We start from the raw sequence: 25,062 nt of genomic DNA, 5'->3' as shown, positions 1-25,062 counted from the left end.
GCGTGAGGCTTTTGAACATTGTCGCTATAATCCCCGCCTTTTCACCAAGCGACCCTTTACAGACATGGCCAACGCCCGCGACCTGATCCAATCGGCACAAAGCACCATCCACCTGGAAATAGAAGCCGTGGAAGGGCTGCTTGCGCACATCGATGCGGATTTCGTCAGCGCCTGCGAGATGATTCTGGGCAGCAAGGGTCGGGTCGTCGTGGTCGGCATGGGCAAGTCCGGTCATATCGGCAAGAAGATTGCCGCAACCCTGGCCAGCACCGGCACCCCTTCGTTTTTCGTCCATCCGGCCGAGGCCAGCCACGGCGACATGGGCATGATCACCAGCTCGGATGTCATCCTGGCGCTCTCCAACTCGGGCACCACAGCCGAGATCGTGACACTGCTGCCGCTGATCAAACGCCTGGGCATCAAGATGATCAGCCTGACGGGCAATCCGGAATCGACGCTGGCCAAGGCCGCTGACATCAACCTCAATGCCCGCGTCGAGAAAGAGGCCTGCCCCTTGAATCTGGCACCGACCTCCTCGACCACCGCCGCTCTGGTCATGGGCGACGCCCTGGCCGTCGCCTTGCTGGACGCGCGAGGCTTCACCGCCGAGGACTTCGCCTTCTCGCACCCGGGCGGCGCACTGGGACGCCGTCTGCTGCTGAAGGTCGAGCACGTCATGCATTCCGGTGCCGAACTGCCGCAGGTTGCACGCGGTACGCCACTGCGCGATTCCCTGATGGAAATGACCCGCAAGGGTTTGGGCATGACCGCCATTCTGGAAGCCGATGGCCGCCTCGCAGGGATCTTCACCGACGGCGATCTGCGCCGTACGCTGGACCGGCCGATCGACATCCGCCAGGCAATCATCGACGAAGTGATGACCGTGCACGGCAAGACCGTGCGCCCGGAAATGCTTGCCGCCGAAGCCCTGAAAATCATGGAAGACAACAAGATCGGCGCACTCATCGTGGTCGACGAGAACGATCGCCCCGTCGGCGCGTTCAACCTTCAAGACCTGCTCCGTGCGGGAGTCATGTAAATGAGCGCCGATATGAACGATCTGATGCAACGTGGCAAAAACATCAAACTGGCCGTTTTCGACGTCGATGGCGTGCTGACTGACGGCCGCTTGTACTTTCTCGAAGACGGCAGTGAATTCAAGACGTTCAATACGCTCGATGGCCAGGGCATCAAAATGCTCATCAACTCTGGCGTGACCACGGCGATCATCAGCGGGCGCAAGACACCGGTCGTCGAACGTCGCGCAAAAAACCTCGGCATCGCGCATCTTTACCAGGGACGCGAGGACAAACTCGTCGTCCTCGACGAGCTTTTGCAGCAACTGAATCTAAGCTACGACCAGGTCGCGTACCTGGGTGACGACCTCCCCGATCTGCCGGTCATCCGCCGGGTCGGCCTGGGCATGGCCGTGGCCAACGCCGCCGGTTTCGTACGTCAGCATGCCCACGGGACTACCCAGGCACGTGGCGGCGAAGGCGCTGGCCGAGAATTCTGCGAGTTGATCCTGAGCGCTCAGGGCAACCTCGAAGCGGCCCACGCCGCCTACTTATAGAAGTGCATTTATGCTCAGCAAAAAGTTTCGTACGTTTCTGATCTTCGGTGTTCTGGCGGTGCTGCTTGCAGCGGTCGGGTACTGGAACGTCAGCCCCGAAAGCTTCATGGATCAACCCAAGGCTGCGGTGGACGAAAGCGCGATCGACTATTACGCGATCAACGCCCACAGCATTCAGTACCTGCCCGACGGCAGCATGCAATACGACATGACCTCCGATAAGGTCGAGCATCTGAAGGCCACCGATGTCACGCTGATGACCACGCCGGTGCTGCAAATGTACCGTGGCACCGAATTCCCCTGGCACGTACAGAGCGTGCGCGCCGAGGTCTCCCCCGGTGGCGACCATGTCGAGCTGATCGATCAGGTGCGCATCAACCGCACCGACGAAAAGAAACGCACCACCGTGATCACCAGTACCCGCATGACTGTCTTCCCTCAGAAGCAATATGCGGAAACCGCGCAACCCGTTAGAATCGACGGCTTCAACGGCGTGAGCACCGGTACGGGTATGAAGGCCTATCTAAAAGAAAGCAGGATACACCTGCTATCGAATGCAAGAGGACAGTATGAGGCTCCTTAAAACCCTCCCTATTTTGCTCGGCCTGGGCGCAGCACTGGGAAGCGTGAGCGCCTGGGCTCTGCCGAACGATCAGGATCAGCCTATCCGTATTCAGGCCGACGATGCTCAGCTGGACGACAAGCAAGGTGTCGCGACCTACAAAGGCGACGTGATCATCACCCAGGGCTCGATGAAGGTGACCGGTAACACCGTGACCATCACTCGCACCCCTGCCGGCGACATCGACGTCGTGACCTCGGTGGGCAACCTCGCCTACTTCGAGCAGTTGCAGACCGCTGGCGACACCAAGCCCGTCCAGGGCTGGGGCGTCACCATTCAGTACCACGCAGCGCAGAACCGCGTCGTGCTGATCGACAAGGCCAAGGTCATCGACAAGGACAACAACACCACTCAGGGCGAGAAAATCGTCTATGACACGGTCCGCAAGCTTGCCAGCGCCGGCCGCGCGACAGGCAGCAAGGTGACCGAAGCCCGTCCGCGTGTCGACATGGTGATCCAGCCGAAAAAGAAAACCGACCAGCAGAAGGCCCAGTAATGGCAACGCTGAAAGCCCAACACCTGGCCAAGAGTTACAAGAGTCGCCAGGTCGTCCGTGACGTCAGCCTTTCCATCGAAAGCGGTCAGATCGTCGGCCTTCTCGGCCCGAACGGTGCGGGCAAGACCACGTGTTTCTATATGATCGTGGGCCTGGTTCAGGCCGATCAGGGCCGCGTGCTCATCGACGAGCAGGACGTCAGCCACCAACCCATGCACGGCCGCGCGCGTGCCGGTATTGGCTATCTGCCCCAGGAAGCGTCGATCTTCCGCAAACTGTCGGTATCGGACAACATCATGGCGATCCTCGAGACCCGCAAGGAACTCGACCGCGCCGGACGTCGCAAGGAACTGGAAAGCCTGCTGCAGGAATTCCACATTACTCACATCCGCGACAACCTCGGCATGAGCCTGTCGGGTGGCGAGCGCCGCCGCGTCGAGATCGCACGCGCATTGGCCACGGCGCCGAAATTCATTCTGCTGGATGAACCGTTCGCAGGTGTCGACCCGATTTCCGTGGGCGACATCAAGCAGATCATTCATCACCTCAAGGCCAAGGGCATCGGCGTTCTGATCACCGACCACAACGTACGTGAGACGCTGGATATCTGCGAAACAGCCTACATCGTCAACGACGGGCAACTCATCGCAGAAGGCGACGCTGAAACCATCCTGGCCAACCAGTTGGTTAAAGAAGTGTATCTCGGCCACGAGTTCCGCCTGTAACCCGGTGAAGACGGGGGCTGGAGACGAACGCAAACGTGCGCCTCATCGCCAACCCCGGATTAATTGTCGTCACACTCTAGGCAAACACTCCGGTTTCAGGCATATAATTTGCTTAAGTAGGCGCCTCGGCGCCCTAGTAGTGGATGGCGCGCAGTGCGCCGGCGAATAAGGTGTTAAGCCCCTGCCATGAAACCTTCGCTAGTCTTGAGAATGGGCCAGCAGCTGACGATGACGCCGCAGCTGCAACAGGCCATCCGCTTACTCCAACTGTCGACGCTGGATCTCCAACAGGAAATCCAGGAGGCACTGGAGTCCAATCCGATGCTCGAACGACAGGAAGAAGGCGACGATTTCGATAATGTTGACCCAATGGCCGACAACATCGAGCACAAGCCCAACCCCGACGTTCAGGAGCCGACCTATCAGGAAGCCACTCCGACCGTCGACAACCTCGACGATGGCGAGTGGAGCGAGCGCATTCCCAACGAATTGCCCGTCGATACTGCATGGGAAGACATTTATCAAACCAGCGCGAGCAGCCTGCCGAGCAATGACGATGATGAGTGGGACTTCACGACCCGCACCTCCGTCGGCGAAAGCTTGCAAAGCCATCTATTGTGGCAGCTGAATCTGGCACCCATGTCCGACACCGATCGCCTGATCGCCGTTACCCTCATCGACTGCATAAACCCTCAGGGCTACCTGGACGAGTCGCTGGAAGAGCTGCTCGACGCATTCGATCCGGAACTCGACATCGAGCTGGACGAAATCGAAGCCGTTCTGCACCGCATCCAGCAGTTCGAACCAGCCGGTATCGGCGCACGCACGCTGAGCGAATGCCTGCTGCTGCAGCTGCGCCAGCTGCCGGCCAAGACCAGATGGCTGGCCGAGGCACAGCGTCTGGTGAGCGATTACATCGACCTGCTCGGCAGCCGCGACTACGCGCAACTGATGCGCCGGATGAAGCTTAAGGAAGATGACCTGCGCCAGGTGATCGAACTGGTTCAGAGCCTCAACCCGCGTCCGGGATCGCAGATCGAATCCACCGAAGCCGAATACGTCGTCCCTGATGTCATCGTGCGCAAGGACAATGAACGCTGGCTGGTCGAGCTCAATCAGGAAGCCGTGCCACGCCTGCGGGTCAATCCGCAATACGCAGGCTTCGTGCGTCGCGCCGATACCAGCGCCGACAACACGTTCATGCGCAATCAGTTGCAAGAGGCCCGCTGGTTCATCAAGAGCCTACAGAGCCGCAACGAAACCCTGATGAAAGTGGCCACGCAGATCGTTGAACATCAGCGCGGCTTCCTCGAGTACGGCGACGAGGCAATGAAGCCGTTGGTCCTGCATGACATTGCGGAAGCGGTCGGCATGCATGAATCGACGATTTCCCGCGTGACCACGCAGAAATTCATGCACACGCCGCGTGGCATCTACGAACTGAAATACTTCTTCTCAAGCCATGTAAGCACCTCCGAAGGCGGTGAATGCTCGTCCACGGCGATCCGCGCGATCATCAAAAAACTGGTTGCCGCGGAAAATCAGAAAAAGCCGTTGAGTGACAGCAAGATCGCTGGTTTACTGGAGGCACAAGGCATTCAAGTGGCCCGTCGCACAGTCGCCAAATACCGCGAATCTCTAGGGATAGCGCCTTCGAGTGAACGCAAGCGACTGATGTAAAGGTCACAAGCCACAGCGTTCCAGTGGCAGGCACCCAAGCCTGCCTCTTAATGCACTGGCAACGAAGGAGAAGCTGTATGCAAGTCAACATCAGTGGACACCAACTGGAAGTGACCAAGCCCCTGCGCGAGTACGTCGAGCTGAAGCTTAAAAAGCTCGAAGGGCACTTTGACAAGATTACCAATGTGCAAGTGACGATGGCCGTCGAGAAGCTCAAACAGAAGATCGAGGCCACGCTGCATATCCACGGTGGAGAGGTGGTTGCCAATGCGGAGCATGATGACATGTACGCGGCGATCGACCTGCTCACTGACAAGCTGGACAGACAATTGCTCAAGCATAAGGAAAAGCAGCAAAGCATCCTCAAAGGTGCGGCAGCTCGCTGATACCCCCCACCCATGATTCGACTTGAAAACATTCTGACCCCTGGCCGTTCCCTCGTGAACGTGCCAGGTGGCAGCAAAAAAGCCGTCCTCGAACAGATTGCCAAAATGATCGGGCAGCAGGTGCCTGAACTTGATCAGCAAACTGTCTATGAAAGCCTCATTGCCCGTGAAAAGCTCGGATCGACCGGGTTCGGCAATGGTATCGCCATTCCACACTGTCGACTGAAAGGTTGCGACTCGCCCGTCAGCGCAGTGCTTCATCTTGAAAAACCGGTCGACTTCGACGCCATCGACGGCGCGCCCGTCGATCTGCTGTTCGTGTTGCTGGTGCCGGAAGCGGCAACCGACGCTCACCTCGAACTGCTGCGCCAGATCGCCAGCATGCTTGACCGTGCAGATGTCAGGGCGAGCCTGCGGAACGCGAAGAGCAGCGATGAGCTCTACAACGTCGTGCTTCACGTTCAGAACGGTCACTGATCATGCGCATGGTCATCGTCAGCGGTCGCTCCGGCTCCGGCAAGAGTACGGCCCTCGATGTTCTTGAAGACAGCGGCTTCTACTGCGTCGATAACCTGCCTGCCGGGCTGCTGCCTGAACTGGCCGAGCGAGCGCTGATCCACACCGAACTGGCTGAGCCACTGCTCGCGGTTTCGATCGACGCACGCAACCTGCCCAGCCATCTGAGCCGCTTTCCGCGCATGCTCGAAGAGGTGCGCAGCCGGCATATTCAGTGTGACGTGTTGTTCCTGGATGCCGAGGAGTCGACGCTGCTCAAGCGTTTCTCCGAGACCCGCCGCCGCCACCCACTGAGTACGGCAACCCGCTCGCTGGCTGAAGCCATCCGTGATGAGAAAACCCTGCTGGGGCCGATCATCGACCTCGCCGACCTGACCGTCGACACCACTCACCTGAATCTGTATCAGTTGCGCGATACGCTCAAGTTGCGGCTGTTGAACAGACCTGAGCCAGGCACGGCCTTCCTGATCGAGTCGTTTGGCTTCAAACGCGGCATGCCGGTCGACGCCGACCTCGTGTTCGACGTGCGCTGCCTGCCGAACCCTTACTGGAAGCCCGAGCTGCGCGAACAATCCGGGCTTGACCAGCCAGTGGCGGACTACCTGGCCGCCCAGCCGGATGTCGAGGAGATGTTCCAGGACATCTGCGCCTACCTTACCAAATGGCTGCCGCGCTTCGCCGCCAGCAACCGTGCCTACGTCACCATTGCCATTGGCTGCACCGGCGGGCATCACCGCTCCGTCTACCTGACCGAACGTCTGGGTCAGGTCCTGCAACAATCGCTCAAGAATGTTCAGGTTCGCCACCGCGACCTAAGCTGAAAGGATCCCCATCGCGATGCCCGCTCATCAAATCACTATCATCAACAAGCTGGGCCTGCACGCCCGTGCTGCAGCGAAATTCGTCGGCGTGGCGGGCAAATATCCCTGCCAGATCCGCGTGGGCCGGACTCCGGAAAGCATGGTCGACGGCAAAAGCATCATGGCGGTCATGATGCTGGCTGCCGGCAAAGGCACGGACATTCATCTGTCGACCGAGGGCGACCAGGAGCAGGCCGCGCTGGATGGCCTGATCGAACTGATCAACAACAAGTTCGACGAAGGCGAGTGACCCTCAGCGCACGTTAACGATTCAGTTTCCAATGGCGAACGAAGCCTGCGATCTGGCGGCTTTGTTCCATGTAAACGCCTGCCGTCCTCCTCTGCGCTTTCGCCGATCTGTCCGACTTACACGCAATAAAGAAAATTGCGCGATATCTACGGAATTTTCAGACTTGCGCGGCGCGCACAAAGTATCTTTAATCCATCGCTTCGAAACAGTGAGTCGCTAGCCTTCCCGATCAGGCACGGACCAGCCAGGGCGATTCCCGGTGCGTATCAGGAATCAAGATGTGGGTGGTGATGTTCCAAGGCAGAGCGGATTGATGACAGTCACAGGTCCACCCCGGCTCAAAAACAGGTCCGGCCCGGAAAAAATGCTGATGCTCGGCAGCGTCCTGGCGGTGATCGCGATCCTGACGATCGTGGCGTCCTTGCTGATTCGCGAGCGCGGCAATGCTACCGAATCCGCCGTGCGCTCGGCCAACAATGTGGTTCAACTGATCGATGCCGACGTGCAGCGCAGCGCCGAACTGTACGACACGTCGCTCAAGGGCCTGATTTCAGCATGGCAGCGTCAGGACGTGACGTCGATCTCTCCTGAATTACGTCAACTGGTGTTCTTCGACCGGGCGACCGCCGCGCCCTTCAAAGGCGATATGGTGTTGCTCGACAGGCGCGGCGATATCATTGCCGATTCGGTTTCCGTCATTCCCCGCGAAGACAACTTCTCCGACCGCTCAAGCTTCCAGAAGCACCGCGAAAGCGCCTCGCTTGCCATGCGAGTGGATGGCCCCTTCAAATCGCGCTGGGGTTTCAAGGACTGGTGCATCAGCTTCAGCAGGCGCCTGCCCTCCGCGGACGGCCAGTTCGTCGGCATCGCCGCTGCGACGATGCGGCTTTCCTACTTCAACCAATTGTTCAGAAGCCTGGACGTGGGCAAGAACAGCTCGATCAATCTGATCAATGCCGAAGGCGTTCTGTTGGCACGGCAATCCGATGATGCGGGTAAAAGCCTGATCGGCGAGGACTTCAGCCAACGCCCCAATTTCCAGCGAATCCTCAATCAGGTGAGTGGCCACTTCTCTGCAATGTCGGAGCTGTATGGCACCGAGCGGTTGTACACGTTCTCACGCGTGGGCGATTTGCCGTTGATCGTGGTAGTGGCCCAGTCTCAGGACGAGGTCTATGCGGTCTGGAAACGCAACGCCCTCCTCGTCGCCAGTGCCACTGGCCTGTTGTGCCTGGGAATCCTGTGGCTGTCGTGGCTGCTGGGCAAACAATTGCGCCTGCGCCACAACGCCGAGCAGGAGCTGGCCGAGCTGGCCTCAACGGACGTGCTCACCGGACTCGCCAACAGGCGCCGGCTGGATCAGGTGCTCAAACAGGAGTGGCTGCGCGGAATGCGCTCGGGCAAATCGCTGTCACTGCTGATGATCGACGTCGACCACTTCAAGGCGTTCAACGACCGCCATGGCCACCACGGCGGCGATGTCGCGCTGCGCAACGTCGCCCAGACGATCTCGGCCAATATTCGACGTCCCGGCGATCTCGCGGCCCGGTATGGCGGCGAGGAATTTCTGGTGGTCTTACCGGAGACCGATCTAGCTGGCGCTCGCGTGCTTGCCGAAAAAATCCGGGCGGCGATTGAGTCGCTGCCTCCCTTCGAAGACGATCCGTCACCCATCACCGCAAGCATCGGCATTGCGTCGCATCTTCCACACGCAGCAGACAGGCCCGAACAGCTTTTCAACGTGGCCGACAAAGCGCTCTACCTTGCCAAACGCAATGGCCGTAATCGCGTCGAGCCCACTGAGTCGTGAATCGTCAGGCATAAAAAAACGCCAGGCTGGCTGGCGTTTTTCGTACCGCTAAGGTCAATCAGCTAGCACGTGCATTGGCTGCTTTGACAGAGTCACGCAGTGCCTTCACTTTGTCGTGATTGGCTTGCACGCCAGTCAGCTGACGCTGAATCAGGCCGGTGACGTTCACAGGCAAGTTCTTTTCGGTCGCCTTCTGCAGCGCTTCTTTATAAGCCTTCAGCGCATGGTCTTCACCGCGCTCGACTTCGTTCAGCACCGCTTCGTCGCTCTTACCGGTCACTGCCGCTTTCAGCTCTACCCATAGACGATGCAGGCCGCCAGCAGCGCTGGAGGTTTTATCCGGATCACCGCCCAAGGTACGGACTTCAGCCTGAAGCTCGGCCACTGCGGTTTTGCACTCTGAGGACCGAGAAAGGAAGTACGCTTTAATTTCGGGGTTTTTGATATCTTCGGCAGCTGTGTGGAAACCTTTCTCGCCGTCAATGCTGGTCTCGATCAGATCGTTCAGTACCGAGACCGCTTCTTTATTGATATCTGTCATTTTGCTATTCCTTTCTGGCAGGTTAATCGAAGAATTGATACATCCAAACTCGATACGTTAATCATTGCAGAGCCCATGCCAGCTTTCGTCAAACAATAAAGTCGTTACTATTCAATGACTTGCATTTACTACCCTACAGCCACACCGAGCTTTATGCATGATCTGTCTGTTGGCGGAGTTGCAGAATGCACGTATCTTTCAAGTTCATTGAAACGGACAAACGGCAGCAATATGAATCCTGAAAAACTCAAGTTGTTAGTCGAGCGGGAGATGCCGTACGGGAAGTACAAAGGTCGCTTGCTGGCCGATCTGCCCGGCGACTACCTGAACTGGTTTGCCCGTAAAGGGTTTCCCCCTGGAGAGCTGGGCAGTCTGCTGGCGCTGATGCACGAAATCGACCACAACGGGCTGTCCTCGCTGCTCGATCCGTTGCGCACCCGCCCTCGGGGACCCCTCCGCAACAGCCCGTTGAAATCACCCATTCGCTTTTCCTGACCTCTTCATTGAACGCACGAGCGGCCCGATGACCAGCATTCCCAAGAGCAGCACAGCCGAACAGGCAGACCGACGCGCCCGGGACGAAGCCTTCTGGGAGAACATTGCCCAGCAATACGACGTCGAGCCCGGGGCGCTTAACCTCGAATACGGCTATTTCGGCCGCATGACCCGCGAAGTGTTGCGTCAGTACGAGCAGAACCTGGCGTACGTCAACCGCAGTAACTCAGTCTACGTGCGCCAGCGGTTCGACATGCACGACAGCGAAGTCATCCGCGCTGATCTTGCTCAACTGCTGGGCGTCGGCGCCCACGAAATTGCGCTCACCCGCTGCGCCACCGAGTCATTGCAGACGCTGATCCGCAACTACAACGAGCTTCAGCCCGGTGAGCAGGTACTCATCAGCGATCTGGACTACAACAGCGTGCAGACAGCCATGCGCTGGCTGGCCAAGCGCTGCGGCGCGGGCATTGTCGAGATCACCCATCGGCATCCCGCGACCTACGAATCGCTGCTGCAGAGCTATCGCGATGCATTCGTCGCCAACCCTGGCATCAAGCTGATGGCGCTGACCCATGTGACCCATCGCACGGGGCTGGTGATGCCGGTTCAGGCCATCACTGACCTTGCGCGATCCCACGGCGTCGATGTCATCCTCGACGGCGCCCATGCGTTGGGCCAACTGGATTTCGAGCTCGACGCCCTCAACGTTCCGTTCGCCGGGTTCAACCTGCAGAAATGGATGGGCGCGCCGTTGAGTCTGGGCTTCGTCTATGTCCGCCAGGGGCGGCTCGGGGCGATCGATGCGGACATGGGCGACACGCGCTATGCCGACGACGACATCCTTGGCCGGGTGCCCTATGGCACGCCGAACATCCCCGCGCTGATGACGTTGACCACGGTATTTGCCGAGCATCGCGCGATCGGCGGCTCGGCGATCAAGGGCGCGCGGCTGGCCTACCTGCGCGATCTGTGGGTCAAGGAAGCACGTGCCATCGAGGGCATTGAAGTCCTGACGCCAGACGATCCGAGACTTTATTGCGGGATTACCTCGTTTCGCTTCATCCGCCACGAAGATCAGCAGGTCATGGCCCAGCGACTGCTGGATGAACATGGAATCTTCGCCGTGACACGCTACGGCGCAGGTTGCGGGCCTTGCATCCGCATCACGCCAGGCTTCACCACCCGCGCCGATGACATGGCGCGGCTCGTAGCGGCGCTGCGTGCGCTGGCCTGAGCTTGATCCAAAAAAAACGGCGCCCTGTTGACAGGGCGCCGTAAAAACCAAAGAAACGAACTACAAAGGAGCGGCCAAGATATCCGCTTCATGCGGCGCCCGTGCGGTACATATTTATCGCTGAACCGGCAGGCGAAAAAAAACGGCGCTCCTGACCAAGGAGCACCGTCAAACAGCCATGCAACAACGACTTCTTTAGCTGCGCTGCCGTGCAAGGGTCAGGCAGCGCAATCTCTTCAATCCTTCATTGACGACGATTAGAACAGCCTGCGCTTGAACGCAAGCTGTCCGTCATCAACGTTTCGTCAGCCATCCACGATCAATCGAACAGTGCGATGGCCTCAGCCGTGGCGTCGGTAATACGCTGCCAGTCACCATTTTTGACCCATGCGTTGTCGATCATCCAGGTACCGCCCACGCACATGACATTCGGCAGCGCCATGTAGCTCTTCAGGTTGGCAGCGCTGACGCCGCCTGTGGGGCAAAAACGCACTTCGGGGAACGGGCCGCCCAGCGCTTTGATCGCACCGACGCCGCCGCTGATCTCAGCCGGAAACAGCTTGAAGCGGCGGTAGCCCAGCGCATAACCGATCATGATTTCCGACGCGCTGCTGATACCCGGCAACAGCGGCAACTCGCTTTGCGCCCCGGCTTCCAGCAAATCCTGGGTGCTGCCCGGCGTGACGATGAATTGCGAACCCGCCTCCTCGGCCGCCTTGAGCATGTGGCGATCGAGAATGGTGCCGGCGCCGACGCACAGCTCAGGACGCGCATCACGCAGGGTGCGAATGGCCTTGAGACCGAATTCGGAACGCAGGGTAACTTCCAGCGCGTTCAGGCCGCCGGCCGCCAGCGCATCGGCCAGCGGCAGTACGTCCTGTTCACGTGCAATGGTGATGACCGGCAGAATCTTCGCTTTCGCGCAGAGTTCGTCGATCTGGGCAATCTTGCTCGCCATGCTATTCAACGGCTGTTTCACTTGGTTTTTCTCCATGGCGGCTGATCCTTTGCTTATGGGCACCAGTAGATCTCTAAAGACGGGTTGAGGAACGCACGCACCGGCATTTCAGCGAGGTCATCGCCCGCCAGTGCCTTGCGCAGGGTTTCCAGTTTTGCCTGCCCGGAGACGGACAGGATTGGCGTTGCGGCCGACGCCAGAAGCGAACGCGTCATGGTCAGGCGCTGATGAGGCACCGTGGGCGCCTGCATCGGCAGGCAACGGCGTTCGCTGTTCAGATCCAGCGCCTCGGCCAGGTTCGGGCTGTCAGGGAACAGCGAGGCCGTGTGGCCGTCGTCACCCATGCCCAGCACCAGCACATCGATCTTCGGCAGCTCCTTGAGCGCCTCGTCGGTGGCGGCCGCTGCTTCATCCAGCGTCGTGGTCGGGCGATAGAGGCTGAAGAAGCCCGCTGCCGCTGCCGGCCCCTGAAACAGATAACGCTTGAGCAGGCCGGCATTGCTGTCGGCGTGTTCGGTCGGCACCCAACGCTCGTCAGCGAGGCTGATGCAGACTTTGGACCATTGAATCGGCTTCTGCGCCAGTGCCTGGAAGAACGCCACCGGGCTTTTGCCGCCCGAGACGACCAGCGTGGCCACGCCATGGGGATTGCTGGAAATGGCCGCGCTCAAACGCTCGGCCACGTGATCGGCCAGCGCATTGGCCAGCAGTTCGGGGTTATCGAATTCCAGGGCTTTCAGACCCGCTGGAAATTCAAGTTCACATATCGCCATACCAGGACCTCCCGTCACGAGTAATGAGCGCAATGGAACTCATTGGTCCCCAGGAGCCTGCCGCGTAAGGCTTGGGCGCGTCGCCCGCCTTCTTCCAACCGGCAATCAGCTGGTCGCACCACTGCCACGCATACTCGATCTCATCTTTGCGGACAAACAGGTTCTGATTGCCACGCATGACCTCCAACAACAACCGCTCGTACGCATCCGGGATGCGGGCGCTGCGGTAGGCGTCGGAGAAGCTCAGTTGCAAAGGGTTGCTGCGCAATTGCATGCCTTTATCCAGCCCCTGATCCTTGGTCATCACTTGCAGCGAGATACCTTCATCGGGCTGCAGGCGAATGATCAGGCGGTTGCTGATCTGCATCCGCTGTTCGGGGGCAAAGATGTAGTGCGGCGGTTCCTTGAAGTGAATCACGATCTGCGACAGCTTCTGTGGCATGCGCTTGCCGGTACGCAGATAGAACGGAACCCCCGCCCAACGCCAGTTACGGATATCGGCACGAATGGCAACGAACGTTTCGGTGTCGCTCTGGGTGTTGGAGTTTTCCTCTTCCAGATAACCGGGGACCGGCTTGCCCTCGCTGTAGCCGGCAATGTACTGCCCGCGGACCACCTGGGTGGCGAGGCGTTCGGGCGTGAACGGTGCCAGTGCCTTGAGCACTTTCACTTTCTCGTCGCGGATGCTGTCGGCGGACAGGTCGCTGGGCGGGTCCATGGCAATCAGGCACAGCAGCTGCAACAGGTGGTTCTGGATCATGTCACGCAGCTGACCCGCCTGATCGAAGTAACCCCAACGGCCCTCGATGCCCACTTTCTCCGCCACAGTAATCTCGACGTGGGAAATGTAGTTCTGGTTCCATTGGGTTTCGAACAGGCTGTTGGCAAAGCGCAGCGCGATGAGGTTCTGTACGGTGTCTTTGCCCAGATAATGGTCGATCCGGTAAACGCGGTTTTCCGGAAGGAATTTGGCCACCGCGTCATTGACCCGGCGCGAAGATGCCAGGTCATGGCCGATAGGCTTTTCAAGCACGGCGCGCGTGCGATCGGTCAGGCCGACCAGCGCAAGGTTTTCACAGATGGCGCCGTACACCGAGGCCGGCGTGGCGAAGTAGGCGATCATCGTTTGTGCGTCGCCCACTTCCTCGGCAAGCGCCACGTAGTCGTCGCCTTTGAGGAAGTCCACGTGCAGGTAGCTCAGGCGTGCCTGAAAACGCTCAACGTGCTCACTCTCAAGCTGCGCCTCAGGGACGAAACGGCGCAGGCTTTTGTCGATGTAGGCCAGATGCTCCTGAGGAGTTCCAGGCTCACGGGCCAAGGCAAGAATTCGGGTCTCGGCATGCAGCAGTCCAGCCCGATCAAGCTGGTACAACGCAGGAAACAGTTTGCGCACTGCCAGGTCACCCAAGGCACCAAACAAGGCAAAAGTGCACGGTTCAACCGTAATCGAGAGCATAATGTTGGTTCTTTTATCAAGTTAGGCTACAAATACCTTTTTTAAAGGCGTTACTCAAGGCCAAATGTAGTAATAACCACAACATTTCTTCCGAAACCACATTACAGTGGTGATCACCACAGGCCCTCAGTACGATAGGCCACCTTTGCTACAGGCTAAAGGCCCACGTCACTACCTTTTTAAGAAAGGCCCGCAGATCAGCCTGTTGCAGCTTCATGAAAGGACTTTGAATGGACCGCGTACGCAATCTTCTGGAGCAGATCCAGAGCCGTCTCGACGAGTTGAACAAGGCTGAACGCAAGGTTGCCGAGGTGATTCTGAGCAACCCTCAGCAGGCCACGCGCTTCAGCATCGCTGCGCTGGCGCAGGCGGCGAAGGTCAGCGAGCCGACCGTCAATCGCTTCTGCCGCTCGTTCGACGTCAGCGGGTATCCGGAGCTCAAACTGCAGCTGGCGCAAAGCCTGGCCAGCGGTGCGGCGTATGTCAGTCGGGCCGTCGAAGCCGATGACAACCCGGAAGCCTACACGCGCAAGATTTTCGCCAGCGCCATCGCGTCGCTGGACAGCGTCTGTCAGGTGCTCGACCCGAACCTGATCAGCAAAGCCGTCGACCTGTTGATCCAGGCGCGTCAGATCCACTTTTTCGGGCTGGGGGCATCGGCGCCTGTGGCGCTGGATGCTCAGCATAAATTCTTCCGCTTCAATCTGGCGGTGACGGCCCATGCCGATGTGCTGGTGCAGCGCATGCTGGCGTCCGTGGCGCATACCGGCGAGCTGTTCGTGATCATTTCCTACACCGGTCGCACGCGCGAGCTGGTGGAAGTAGCGCGCATCGCCCGCGAGAACGGCGCATCGGTGCTGGGCCTGACCGCGGCCGACTCGCCGTTGGCGAAGGCCAGCACGTTGAGCCTGAACATCCCGCTGCCCGAAGACACCGACATCTATATGCCCATGACGTCACGTATCGTTCAGCTGACCGTGCTCGACGTGCTCGCGACCGGGATGACGTTGCGCCGCGGCGTGGATTTTCAGCCCCACCTGCGCAAGATCAAGGAAAGCCTCAATGCCAGCCGCTATCCGGCGGATGATGAGTTGAATTAACGCGTTCATCAGGCGCTGTTCTGTAGGAGCGTGGCTTGTCCCGCGACCTGCCGGGCACCGGCAGTGAAATCTGCAAATCTGGTACAACTGATCCGCCGCATTGTCTGATTTTGCGACGGTTTCCCCGCCGGTCGCGGGACAAGCCACGCTCCTACAGGGCTTCGCAATCAATGCATCAGCTGCGCCTGCAAGCTCAACCGCGCCTGCTGCCCCGGCGCTAGGCTCAGGCCATCGTCGATGCCCGACACGACCTCGAGGCGCAGGAAGCCCTGTGCTTCATCGCCGCCTACACCCAGCAACGGTCGATTGCCGGGATGCCAGACCACCGTGCTGTCGCTGTCGCTCGTGGCGATGCTCAACCGACGCGACCACGCATCGTCCTGCAGCGCCAGCGGTCCGGCATGCTCGAACACCCGCTGACATCCGCCCATCACCCGCAACTCGCCCTTTTGCTCACAGTGGCTGCGGCTGAGCTCGTCGTAGCCCTGCACACCGTCGAGGCCCTCGAGCGCAACGTCGGCGATGTCGCTGATGCGCCAGTAGGCGTGCAGTGCGTGCCCGAAGTGGCAGGGCTCGCTGTCTTCGTGGCGGGTTTCGAGCCGCAGGTCCATCCCCTGCCCCAGCTCGGCATGCAGATCGGCCTGCCAATCCCATAACGACAATCGCCAATGCAGCGACACACCCGCGTCGTGGGTCTGACTGTCGATCAGTTTCCAGTCGAGCAAGCGCCCCCAGCCATGAGCGGGCCAGCCGCCCTCACCGGGATGGCGCCCGACCCACGGCCAGCAGACAGGCACGCCACCACGAATCGCACCGACGTTTGGCCACTGCGACGCGCACCATAACCACGGCTTCTGACCCTTGGGCTGAAAATGCAGCAACTGAGCGCCCTGACGACTGAACACCGCCTGACACTGGGGATGGTCGATGATCAGCACATCGCGTTGCTGATAGCGTTCCCACTGAAAAGTCGGCTGAGGCCGGACCGAGGTGTAAAAGCGCTGTAGCGGATGCTCAAGCGACTCTGTGTCCCTGTTAGCCATTGCTGTACCAGTCCAGAGAGTGGATTCATTTGTCCTTTGCAACGGCTGCCTGTCGACGATTGCGGTGCGTCAGACGAACGTGTTTTCGCTGACAGACTGCCATCGCAGGCAAGCGCCGCCCTCGCCAAAGGAGGCAGACGCAAATCAAAAAAACACCCCGAAATCCGGGGCGGGGTGAGCCACAACAGTGCCTCACAAAAAAAACGGGCAGCTGAGCTGCCCGTAAAGCACACACGACCCTTGATCGTTTGTGAAGCACATCAGAGAGGTGTGCGGAGGAGCGGGTCCGCACACGATTGCAGCGTTAGAACTTCGATTGAATCTTGATGCCTGCCACCAGCGCGTTCTGGACGTCGTCCACACCGCCTGGGCTCTTCACGTATTGCAGGTTAGGACGCACGGTCAGCCAGTCGGTGACGTGTACGCCGTAGTAGATTTCCGAGTTGTATTCGGTCTTCTGGATTGGCAGGTAACCCGGATTGTCGTAGTCGTCGATCCCGTTGACGGCGTTGACCAGGCGACGGTTGTCCTGAGCATCGTCGTTCACGTGGATACGCGCGACACCGATACCGATGTCATCCTTCGGACGGGCATCGAACGGGCCTTTGTAGACGAAACCGATCTGTTGATAGTTGTCGACGAAGTTGGTGGCTTTGTCATGCACAGTGGCGTTGGCGAAGATGCTCAGACCACGGGACGTGTCGCCGTTGTGGCTGGTCAGCTGTTGCTGAGCCACGACCCACCAGCCGTGCTTGTCCTTGTGGGACTTGAAGTCGCCGCCATTGGTGGCTTGAGGCTGACCTGCTTCGTTCTCGTAGAGGTCGTCCGCGCTCGGGTTACTGATGTAATAACCCAGACGGTATTCGCCTGGCAGAGAGTTGACGGTTGGCGACCAGACCACTTCCACAGGCACCACGGTCCCTTGCGAGCCGCTGCCGCTGAGTTTGAAGCTGTTGCCGGTTTCCAGGTACGAAGGGTTCTGCTCGTAGACACCGATCTGGGCGAAGACTTCCGGCGTGATGTTGTACTTCACGCGCAATGCCCATTGGCTGACTGGCCAGTTGTACCAGGTGTTCACGTAGTTACCGACCTGTGAGCCGCAGAACGAAAGGTTCTGGAAGTCGCATGGGAAGCTGTTGAAGTCCTCGCCCTCACCGAAACGACCGACCTTGATGTCCAGGGCGCCGTCGAAGTATTTCTGCTTGACCCACATTTGCGTCAGACGCCAGGTCTGACCACGACCCCAGACTTCTTGCGAGGAGCTGAGTGTGCCGGCGCGCGGGTCGCCGATACGGTCGTTGGAAATGTTGTTACCGCTACGCTCGGTGATCGCCAGCTTGAATTCCGCATCATGCCAACCGAGGATTTTCTGCAGATCCATCTGCACACCAAACGCGAACTGATCGCTGTAGCGGCCAGTGCGGTCATCGTTGTAGCCGCCATTGAGGTTGGAGGCGGCTTCGCCAACATACTCGATGGGGAAGTCGTAACCCTTGTCATACAGCTCCTGGCGCAGACCACCCCAGTCACCGGTCAAGTGTTCGCTGGCTTTGAACGGCTCCATTGCAGAGGCCGTTCCGGAAATCGTCAGCGCACTCAGAACAGACAACCCACCGATCAACTGAAACTGGTTAAGCGATTTGCTTCGTACCTTCTTCATCCCTTAAATCCTCGTTTTATTGTTATTAGCTATGAACAGCGTTGTAACCACTTGCTTCGTGTGCCTGACAGGCTTCTTTTACGGCAGAAATCAGCCTGTCAGATGTGCTCGTTGATGAAGTGCTCCTGCTTACGGGATCAGTTGCGATTAAGTCGCGTGACGTTCCCCATGTTTTCAACCGGTTGAGACTTTCCCAGAGCCCCCAGACGCTCGCCGCTTTTGGCGTCGAACAGCAGAACCTTGGCTGGATCGAATTGCAATGTCAGTGTCTCGCCCACCGCAGGGGCGACGTCTGGCGCCAGTCGGCAGCAGACCTTGCTGTCATTGAGGGTCACGAAGACCAGCGTATCCGGGCCAGTCGGTTCGGTAACCTGAACCTCGGCGCGAATGGTCGGCATCCCCGCAGCCTCGCCGGACGCTAGCACGATCTGCTCAGGACGAAGGCCCAGAATCACCTCACGGTCTTCAAGGCCCGCGTCGTTCATGTTCATCGGCAGCTCACAACGCGCCTGGCCGCTGTCGAGCAACGCCACCAGCCGACCGTCCTTGCGTTGCAGCCGCAGCGGGATGAAGTTCATCGGCGGCGAACCGATGAAGCTGGCAACGAACAGATTGGCCGGATCATTGTAGATCTGCTTCGGCGTGCCGAACTGCTGGATGATCCCGTCCTTCATGACCGCCACTTTGTCGCCCAGCGTCATTGCCTCGATCTGGTCGTGGGTCACGTAGACCGTGGTGGTTTTCAGACGCTGGTGCATCAGCTTCATTTCGGTACGCATCTCGACCCGCAGCTTGGCGTCGAGGTTGGAAAGAGGCTCGTCGAACAGGTAGATTTTCGGACGACGCGCCAGCGCACGGCCCATCGCCACACGCTGTTGCTGACCACCGGACAACTGACCTGGCTTGCGGTTGAGCAAGTGCTCGATCTGCAGCAGCTTGGCCACGCGGGCGACTTCGGCATCGATGTCCGTCTGGCTCATCTTGCGAATCTTCAGGCCGAACTCGATGTTCTCGCGCACGCTCATGGTCGGGTACAGCGCGTAGGACTGGAACACCATCGCGATGTCGCGATCCTTGGGGCTCATGCCGCTGACATCCTGGTCGCCAATCATGATCGCGCCGCCAGTGATGTTCTCAAGACCTGCGATGCAGTTCATCAGGGTTGACTTACCGCAGCCCGAGGGTCCCACCAGAATCAGGAACTCGCCGTCCTTGATCGACAGTTCGATGTTCTTGAGGGTGTCCGGCAGACCGGTCCCGTATGTCTTGTTTACATTGCGAAGTTCAAGCGTTGCCATGATTACCCCTTGACTGCGCCGGCCGTCAGCCCGCGCACGAAATACTTGCCTGCGACCACGTAGACCAGCAGGGTCGGCAGTCCGGCGATCATCGCCGCTGCCATATCAACGTTGTATTCCTTGACGCCGGTGCTGGTGTTGACCAGGTTGTTCAGCGCCACCGTGATCGGCTGCGAGTCACCACTTGAAAACACCACGCCGAACAAAAAGTCGTTCCAGATCTGGGTGAATTGCCAGATCAGGCAGACCATGATGATCGGTGTCGACATCGGCAGAATGATCCGACGGAAAATCGTGAAGAAGCCTGCACCATCCAGGCGAGCAGCCTTCACCAGCGCATCCGGAATGCTGACGTAGTAGTTGCGAAAGAACAGCGTCGTGAACGCCAGCCCGTAAACCACATGTACCAACACCAACCCTGTCGTGGTGCTGGCCAGCCCCATCTTGCCGAGGGTGAACGATGCCGGCAGCAGGACGGTCTGGAACGGCAGGAAGCAACCGAACAGCAACAGGCCGAAGAACAACTGCGAGCCGCGGAAGCGCCACATCGACAACACGTAGCCGTTCAACGCACCGATGGCGGTGGAGATCAGCACCGCCGGAACGGTGATCAGGAACGAGTTCCAGAAGTAGCCCTTTACAGTGGCCCAGGCCTTGATCCAGCCGATGGTGGTCACTTCGGCGGGCCAGCTGAGCAGGTTGCCGGTGCCGATGTCTTCAGGCGACTTGAAGCTGGTCAACAGCATCACCACCAGCGGCACCAGGTAAATCAGGACAGCCGCGATGAGGACCGCGTAAATCGCAACGCGGCTCAGGCTGATGGAAGGTTTGCCGGCGAGACTAGTCATTGCGCTTGGCCCTCAACTCCGAATACAGATAAGGCACCAGGATCGCGAGAATCGCACCGAGCATCAGGATTGCACTGGCCGAGCCCATGCCCATCTGGCCGCGGCTGAACGTGAAGGAATACATGAACATGGCAGGCAGGTCGGAGGAGTAACCAGGACCACCGGCCGTCATCGCCGCAACAAGGTCGAAGCTCTTGATTGCGATGTGCGCCAGAATCATCACGGCACTGAAGAACACCGGACGCAGGCTTGGCAGCACCACTTTCCAGTAGATTTTCGGCATGCTTGCGCCATCGATCTGCGCTGCGCGGATGATCGACTGATCGACGCCCCGCAGGCCGGCCAGGAACATGGCCATGATGAAGCCCGACGCTTGCCACACGGCCGCGATGACCAGGCAGTAAACCACTCGATCCGGATCGATCAGCCAGTCCAGACGAAAGCCTTCCCAGCCCCAATCCCGCAGTAATTTGTCCAGGCCCATGCCCGGGTTGAGCAGCCATTTCCAGGCTGTACCGGTGACGATCATCGACAGCGCCATCGGGTACAGGTAAATGGTGCGAATGAAGCCTTCACGGCGAATGCGCTGATCCAGGAACACGGCGAGCAGCACGCCGACGACCATACTGATGCCGATGAACATCCCGCCGAACACAGCGAGGTTCTTGCTCGCGACCCACCAACGATCGTTGTCGAACAAGCGCGCGTATTGCGCCAGCCCCACCCATTTGTAGCTGGGCAGGAAGGTGGAGTTGGTGAACGACAGAACGAACGTCCACAGGATGTAGCCGTAGAAGCCCACCAATACGATGAACATGCTTGGCGCCAGCACCAGTTTGGGTAGCCAGCGCTGCAGTGCATCGAACGGCGAGGCTTTGCTGAACACAGCAACAGAACTCATGGTGAAATCCAGTACAGAAAAATGAAATGCAGAGACCGTTTCTGTAGGAGTGACCGGGGTGGCAGTCCACCATGCTCGCGAATACGGTGTGTCAGGCAAAGGTGCATTGACTGACACACCGCAATCGCGGGCAAGCGCGCTCCTACAGACTTTGCTGCTATGCGTTATTTAGCGGCCTTGATCGCACTGCCCAGCTTCTTCGCCGCATCAGCCGGATCGGCTTTCGGATCGTTGATGAAGTTGGTCACGACGTCAAAGAACGCGCCTTGAACGGCCAGCGTGGTTGCCATGTTGTGCGCCATGCTAGGTTGCAGGCCGCCGGTTTTGGCATCTGCGAGGAAGTCCTTGGCAGCAGTCTGGGCGCAGGAGTCGAAACCGTACTTGCCCATGTCGCCGAGCATGTCGTTACGCACCGGAATCGAGCCTTTGTTGATGCTGAAGACCTTCTGGAAGTCTTCGCCCAGCACCACCTTGGCAATGTCCTGCTGACCTGCCGCAGTGCCGGCATCCTTCTGCTTGAACACCGCCAGGGAGTCGATGTTGTAAGTGAAGGCCTTGTCAGTGCCAGGGAACGCTACGCACTCATAGTCCTTGCCCGCGACTTTCTTGGCAGCAGTCCATTCGGACTTGGCCCAGTCGCCCATGATCTGCATACCGGCCTTGCCATTGATGACTTTGGCGGCTTCCAGGTTCCAGTCCTGACCTTTGCCGTCCGGGTCCATGTAGGAGGCGACTTTCTTCAGCTCGGTCAGCGACTTGATCATTTCAGGACCGGTCAGCGCGCCGTTGTCCAGGTCGACGAAGGCTTTCTTGTAACCGTCTGCGCCCATGACCGACAGCACGACGGCCTCGAACACGGTGCTGTCCTGCCAAGGCTGACCGCCGTGAGCCAGCGGAATGAAGCCGGCTTTCTTGAGCTTGTCGCCTGCGGCGTAGAATTCTTCGAGGGTGGTCGGGGCTTTTTCGATACCGGCTTTCTTGAAGACTTCCGGGTTGATCCACAGCCAGTTCACGCGGTGAATGTTCACGGGAACGGCGACGTAATCACCGTCGTACTTCACGGTATCGGAGACTTTCTTGTCGAGCAGGCTGTCCCACTTCTCCGACTTGGCGGTGTCTTTCAACACGTCGGTATCGAGCAAACCGGTGGACGCCCATTCCTGAATGTCAGGGCCTTTGATCTGAGCGACGCCTGGCGGGTTGCCGGCAACGGCGCGGCTTTTCAGAACGGTCATGGCAGTCGAGCCGCCGCCACCTGCGACAGCGCCGTCTTTCCAGGTGAATCCGTCTTTTTCAACTTGAGCCTTGAGCACATCGACTGCCGCTTTTTCGCCACCGGAAGTCCACCAGTGGACGACTTCGACAGTGCCTTTGGAATCAGCGGCCATGGCGCTCAGAGGGAACAACGAGGCGAGAGAAATGAGTGCAGCGAGACGGGTAATCGAATTCATCTATTTGACCTTTCTTGTTGTTATGCATGAGCAAGTCTTGGTGCTTGCGCTGCATGGATTCTAACCAAGGGGCTAGAGCGGACGGTAACGAAGGGATGCGCGAATGTCACAGGATGGTGACATTCACGAAACCTCCCGTATGACCTGTAGAACCGGGTCGGCGCTCACTCCACCCCACGTGGCAGATACAGCGTCACCCGCAACCCGCCTTCGCGCATGTTCTGCAGCGTCACTTCGCCGCCATGGCTGTGGGCGATGTTGCGTGCGATGCCCAGCCCCAGGCCATAGCCCTGCTGATGCTTGCCGGCCAATCGAAAATGCGGCTCGAAAACTTGCTCCAGACGCTGCTCAGGCACGCCGGGGCCTTCATCCTCCACGTGAAGCACGAACGCATCGGCATCGTCTTCGATGGTCAGGTGCGCCCGGTCGCCGTATTTGATCGCATTGTCGATGAGGTTCCCCATGCACCGCCGAAGCGCCAGCGGCTTGCCATAAAACATCGACATTGCCTTGCCCTTGAGCGTCACCCGACCCGCCCCCTCTGGCGCCATGTAGGGTTCGATCAGGCAGTCCAGTGCATGATTGAGGTCGACCGGCTCGATGTTCTCGTGGATGTCAGTGTCTTTCACGCACTGCAACGCGCCTTTGACCAACAGCTCCAGCTCGTCGAGGTCCCGGGTGAATTTGGCCTGCATCTTCTCGTCTTCGAGCAGCTCGACCCGCAGCCGCAGTCGAGTGATCGGCGTGCGCAAATCGTGGGAAATCGCGCTGAACAGCTGGCCGCGCTCAGTCAGGTAACGGCTGATCCGGTCGCGCATCGTGTTGAACGCGCGGGTCACTTCGATGACTTCGCTGCCGCCACCCTCCACCACCGGCTCGACATCGGCGCCCAGTGACAGGTCTCGCGCGGCACGAGCCAGGCGTTTCAACGGGCCGCTCTGCCAGTGCACCAGCAGCCCGATGAACACCAGCAGGAAAATGCTCGTCAGGCCAATGAACCAGACCTGCTGAGAGGGCAGGCCCTCTTCTTCGAGCATCGTGTAGGGCTCAGGCAGCAATGAAGCGATGTACAGCCACTCGCCGGGAGACAGCTCGATCTGGGTCACCAGTACCGGCGGATTCACCGGCTCCAGCGTCAGCGCGTAATGGGCCCACGAACGTGGCAGCTCGTCGAGCTTCAGCCCGCTGTTGAAGATACGCAGGTCTTCGGGACGGACGAAACGCACCAGGATATCCGGGTCAGCGCCCAGGTTCTGGCGCAACACCTGCCCGACCACGTTGATGACGGCCGACTTGCGCACGGTCGGTTCCAGCACCTGCATCTCCAGCGGGCGGTCGTTCAGGGAAACGAAGAATCGCGTGCCGCCCATGCTGCGCAGTTGATCGAGCACAAGGGGACGGAACGCAACGGGTAAAGACCGGAAATAACTCACGCTGGCCGCCATGGAGAACCCAAGGCTGCGGGCGCTGGTGATCAGGCCTTCCATTTGCGTCGCCCGCAGCTGCGAAAGCCAGATCAGGCTGGACAGCGTCTGGGCTAGCAACACCGCCAACAGCGTCAGCAGCAACATGCGCCCCAACAGCGAGCGCGGCACCGGAAGACGGCGCTTTTTCTCGACGACCATCGAGGATCAGTAACCGTTGCTGGCTTGTGGCAGCACATTGGCTGCCAATAGATAGCCACTGCCTCGCACCGTGCGGATCAGCCGCGGCGCTTTGCCGGTATCCCGAAGACGCTGACGCAGGCGGCTGACCGCCATATCGACGATGCGCTCCAGCGGCATCAGCTCGCGCCCGCGGGTGGCATTGCCGATGGTGTCACGATCGAGAATCTGTTGGGGATTGTCGAGAAACAGCTTGAGCAGCGCAAAGTCGGCGCCAGAGAGAATCACCTCTTCGCCATCGCTGTGAAAGAGGCGATGACTGACCATGTCCAGACGCCACTCATCGAACACCAGGACCTCGCCACCCGTGCGCTCCTGGCCGAATTGGGCTCGCCGCAGCAACGCCTTGATGCGCGCCTGAAGCTCACGCGGGCTGAAGGGTTTGGCCATGTAGTCGTCGGCACCGAGCTCCAGCCCGATGACCCGGTCGGCCTCGTCGGAACTGGCAGTCAGCATGATGATGGGAATATGCGGCTGGCGTGGATGCTGCCTGACCCAGCGACACAGGCTGAAGCCATCCTCGTCGGGCAGCATGACGTCGAGAATCAGCAGGTCGCTCGGCTCGTCATTGAACGCCTGACGAAACTGCGCCCCGTCGCCCACTGCCCGCACCTGAAAACCCGAGCGGCTCAGGTAGGCTTGCAGCAACTCGCGAATCTCCTCGTCGTCATCGACGACGAGGATCGATTTACTGACAGCGTTCACGTTGGTCGTCCTTG

26 protein-coding genes are annotated in these 25,062 nt (G+C 59.3%); 14 read left to right on the top strand and 12 right to left on the bottom strand.

The window, feature by feature from the left end:
• The first annotated feature begins 64 nt into the window (after positions 1–64).
• From AAGQ88_RS04525 to AAGQ88_RS04475, 11 genes are all read left to right on the top strand, one after another.
• Positions 65–1,039, top strand: coding sequence for a KpsF/GutQ family sugar-phosphate isomerase (locus AAGQ88_RS04525; protein ID WP_285423074.1), 975 nt, complete (start codon positions 65–67; stop codon positions 1,037–1,039).
• Positions 1,040–1,573, top strand: coding sequence for an HAD family hydrolase (locus AAGQ88_RS04520; RefSeq protein WP_342654544.1), 534 nt, complete (start codon positions 1,040–1,042; stop codon positions 1,571–1,573).
• Between the two features lie 10 nt (positions 1,574–1,583).
• Complete coding sequence (gene lptC / locus AAGQ88_RS04515) at positions 1,584–2,156, top strand: LPS export ABC transporter periplasmic protein LptC (protein WP_093461916.1); 573 nt, start codon at positions 1,584–1,586, stop codon at positions 2,154–2,156.
• Positions 2,143–2,691 carry a lipopolysaccharide transport periplasmic protein LptA gene (gene lptA, locus AAGQ88_RS04510; RefSeq protein WP_093461919.1) on the top strand — a complete coding sequence of 183 codons (549 nt, stop codon included), beginning with the start codon at positions 2,143–2,145 and terminating at the stop codon, positions 2,689–2,691. Before lptC ends, lptA begins: the two co-directional genes overlap by 14 nt.
• Complete coding sequence (gene lptB, locus AAGQ88_RS04505) at positions 2,691–3,416, top strand: LPS export ABC transporter ATP-binding protein (protein ID WP_093461922.1); 726 nt, start codon at positions 2,691–2,693, stop codon at positions 3,414–3,416. Before lptA ends, lptB begins: the two co-directional genes overlap by 1 nt.
• 186 nt (positions 3,417–3,602) lie before the next feature.
• Positions 3,603–5,096 carry an RNA polymerase factor sigma-54 gene (locus AAGQ88_RS04500; RefSeq protein ID WP_342654543.1) on the top strand — a complete coding sequence of 498 codons (1,494 nt, stop codon included), beginning with the start codon at positions 3,603–3,605 and terminating at the stop codon, positions 5,094–5,096.
• Between the two features lie 77 nt (positions 5,097–5,173).
• Positions 5,174–5,482: a ribosome-associated translation inhibitor RaiA gene (raiA, locus tag AAGQ88_RS04495; RefSeq protein ID WP_003377554.1), complete on the top strand. Its 309-nt coding sequence runs from the start codon at positions 5,174–5,176 to the stop codon at positions 5,480–5,482.
• Between the two features lie 12 nt (positions 5,483–5,494).
• Positions 5,495–5,959, top strand: coding sequence for a PTS IIA-like nitrogen regulatory protein PtsN (gene ptsN, locus AAGQ88_RS04490; RefSeq protein ID WP_342654542.1), 465 nt, complete (start codon positions 5,495–5,497; stop codon positions 5,957–5,959).
• A 2-nt stretch (positions 5,960–5,961) separates the two neighbouring features.
• Complete coding sequence (rapZ, locus tag AAGQ88_RS04485; protein WP_285423070.1) at positions 5,962–6,819, top strand: RNase adapter RapZ; 858 nt, start codon at positions 5,962–5,964, stop codon at positions 6,817–6,819.
• 16 nt (positions 6,820–6,835) lie between these two features.
• Positions 6,836–7,108 (top strand): HPr family phosphocarrier protein, encoded by a 273-nt coding sequence (locus AAGQ88_RS04480; RefSeq protein WP_285423069.1) that lies wholly within the window; start codon positions 6,836–6,838, stop codon positions 7,106–7,108.
• Between the two features lie 364 nt (positions 7,109–7,472).
• Positions 7,473–8,918 carry a sensor domain-containing diguanylate cyclase gene (locus AAGQ88_RS04475; RefSeq protein WP_342655737.1) on the top strand — a complete coding sequence of 482 codons (1,446 nt, stop codon included), beginning with the start codon at positions 7,473–7,475 and terminating at the stop codon, positions 8,916–8,918.
• A gap of 58 nt (positions 8,919–8,976) precedes the next feature.
• Here the strand turns inward: AAGQ88_RS04475 and AAGQ88_RS04470 are convergent, their stop codons facing one another.
• Entirely contained in the window at positions 8,977–9,459 is a 483-nt protein-coding gene (locus tag AAGQ88_RS04470) for a PA2169 family four-helix-bundle protein (RefSeq protein WP_342654541.1), read from the bottom strand.
• A gap of 231 nt (positions 9,460–9,690) precedes the next feature.
• Here AAGQ88_RS04470 and AAGQ88_RS04465 point away from each other — a divergent pair, with 231 nt between their 5' ends.
• Positions 9,691–9,954, top strand: a complete 264-nt coding sequence (locus AAGQ88_RS04465; protein ID WP_342654540.1) for a DUF3820 family protein — start codon at positions 9,691–9,693, stop codon at positions 9,952–9,954.
• A 28-nt stretch (positions 9,955–9,982) separates the two neighbouring features.
• Positions 9,983–11,191 (top strand): aminotransferase class V-fold PLP-dependent enzyme, encoded by a 1,209-nt coding sequence (locus AAGQ88_RS04460; RefSeq protein ID WP_342654539.1) that lies wholly within the window; start codon positions 9,983–9,985, stop codon positions 11,189–11,191.
• 319 nt (positions 11,192–11,510) lie between these two features.
• Here AAGQ88_RS04460 and AAGQ88_RS04455 read toward each other — a convergent pair whose 3' ends face one another.
• From AAGQ88_RS04455 to zwf, 3 genes are read right to left on the bottom strand one after another with little or no spacing between them, the layout of a single operon-like run.
• Positions 11,511–12,185 carry a bifunctional 4-hydroxy-2-oxoglutarate aldolase/2-dehydro-3-deoxy-phosphogluconate aldolase gene (locus tag AAGQ88_RS04455; protein ID WP_093461947.1) on the bottom strand — a complete coding sequence of 225 codons (675 nt, stop codon included), beginning with the start codon at positions 12,183–12,185 and terminating at the stop codon, positions 11,511–11,513.
• Positions 12,186–12,202: 17 nt separating this feature from the next.
• Positions 12,203–12,922, bottom strand: a complete 720-nt coding sequence (pgl, locus tag AAGQ88_RS04450) for a 6-phosphogluconolactonase (protein ID WP_285423065.1) — start codon at positions 12,920–12,922, stop codon at positions 12,203–12,205.
• Positions 12,909–14,378, bottom strand: coding sequence for a glucose-6-phosphate dehydrogenase (zwf, locus tag AAGQ88_RS04445; RefSeq protein ID WP_093461953.1), 1,470 nt, complete (start codon positions 14,376–14,378; stop codon positions 12,909–12,911). Before zwf ends, pgl begins: the two co-directional genes overlap by 14 nt.
• 230 nt (positions 14,379–14,608) lie before the next feature.
• Between zwf and AAGQ88_RS04440 the strand changes: the two genes are divergently transcribed.
• Positions 14,609–15,478, top strand: a complete 870-nt coding sequence (locus AAGQ88_RS04440) for a MurR/RpiR family transcriptional regulator (protein WP_093461956.1) — start codon at positions 14,609–14,611, stop codon at positions 15,476–15,478.
• 167 nt (positions 15,479–15,645) lie between these two features.
• On the opposite strand, the gene AAGQ88_RS04435 is transcribed toward AAGQ88_RS04440, so the two are convergent.
• The 8 genes from AAGQ88_RS04435 to AAGQ88_RS04400 all read right to left on the bottom strand — a co-directional run bounded on the left by AAGQ88_RS04435 (position 15,646) and on the right by AAGQ88_RS04400 (position 25,048).
• Positions 15,646–16,521 (bottom strand): D-hexose-6-phosphate mutarotase, encoded by an 876-nt coding sequence (locus tag AAGQ88_RS04435; RefSeq protein ID WP_342654538.1) that lies wholly within the window; start codon positions 16,519–16,521, stop codon positions 15,646–15,648.
• 304 nt (positions 16,522–16,825) lie between these two features.
• Positions 16,826–18,181, bottom strand: a complete 1,356-nt coding sequence (locus AAGQ88_RS04430) for a carbohydrate porin (protein ID WP_285423063.1) — start codon at positions 18,179–18,181, stop codon at positions 16,826–16,828.
• 137 nt (positions 18,182–18,318) lie between these two features.
• Positions 18,319–19,479: an ABC transporter ATP-binding protein gene (locus tag AAGQ88_RS04425; protein ID WP_093461965.1), complete on the bottom strand. Its 1,161-nt coding sequence runs from the start codon at positions 19,477–19,479 to the stop codon at positions 18,319–18,321.
• A gap of 2 nt (positions 19,480–19,481) precedes the next feature.
• On the bottom strand, positions 19,482–20,327 hold the full coding sequence (locus AAGQ88_RS04420; RefSeq protein WP_093461968.1) for a carbohydrate ABC transporter permease: 846 nt from the start codon (positions 20,325–20,327) through the stop codon (positions 19,482–19,484).
• Positions 20,320–21,228, bottom strand: a complete 909-nt coding sequence (locus tag AAGQ88_RS04415; RefSeq protein WP_093461971.1) for a sugar ABC transporter permease — start codon at positions 21,226–21,228, stop codon at positions 20,320–20,322. The genes AAGQ88_RS04420 and AAGQ88_RS04415 overlap by 8 nt, the downstream gene beginning before the upstream one ends.
• 164 nt (positions 21,229–21,392) lie before the next feature.
• The gene (locus tag AAGQ88_RS04410) at positions 21,393–22,679 is read right to left on the bottom strand and encodes an ABC transporter substrate-binding protein (protein ID WP_285423062.1); all 1,287 of its coding nucleotides are present in this window, start codon (positions 22,677–22,679) and stop codon (positions 21,393–21,395) included.
• Positions 22,680–22,843: 164 nt separating this feature from the next.
• Positions 22,844–24,304, bottom strand: coding sequence for an ATP-binding protein (locus AAGQ88_RS04405; protein ID WP_342654537.1), 1,461 nt, complete (start codon positions 24,302–24,304; stop codon positions 22,844–22,846).
• A gap of 6 nt (positions 24,305–24,310) precedes the next feature.
• Positions 24,311–25,048, bottom strand: a complete 738-nt coding sequence (locus AAGQ88_RS04400) for a response regulator transcription factor (RefSeq protein WP_285423060.1) — start codon at positions 25,046–25,048, stop codon at positions 24,311–24,313.
• Positions 25,049–25,062: the final 14 nt, after the last annotated feature.

It is taken from the genome of Pseudomonas sp. F3-2 (assembly GCF_038804275.1).
In the GTDB taxonomy this organism is placed as follows: Bacteria; Pseudomonadota; Gammaproteobacteria; order Pseudomonadales; family Pseudomonadaceae; genus Aquipseudomonas.
This window is presented reverse-complemented; position numbering and strand designations above follow the sequence as displayed.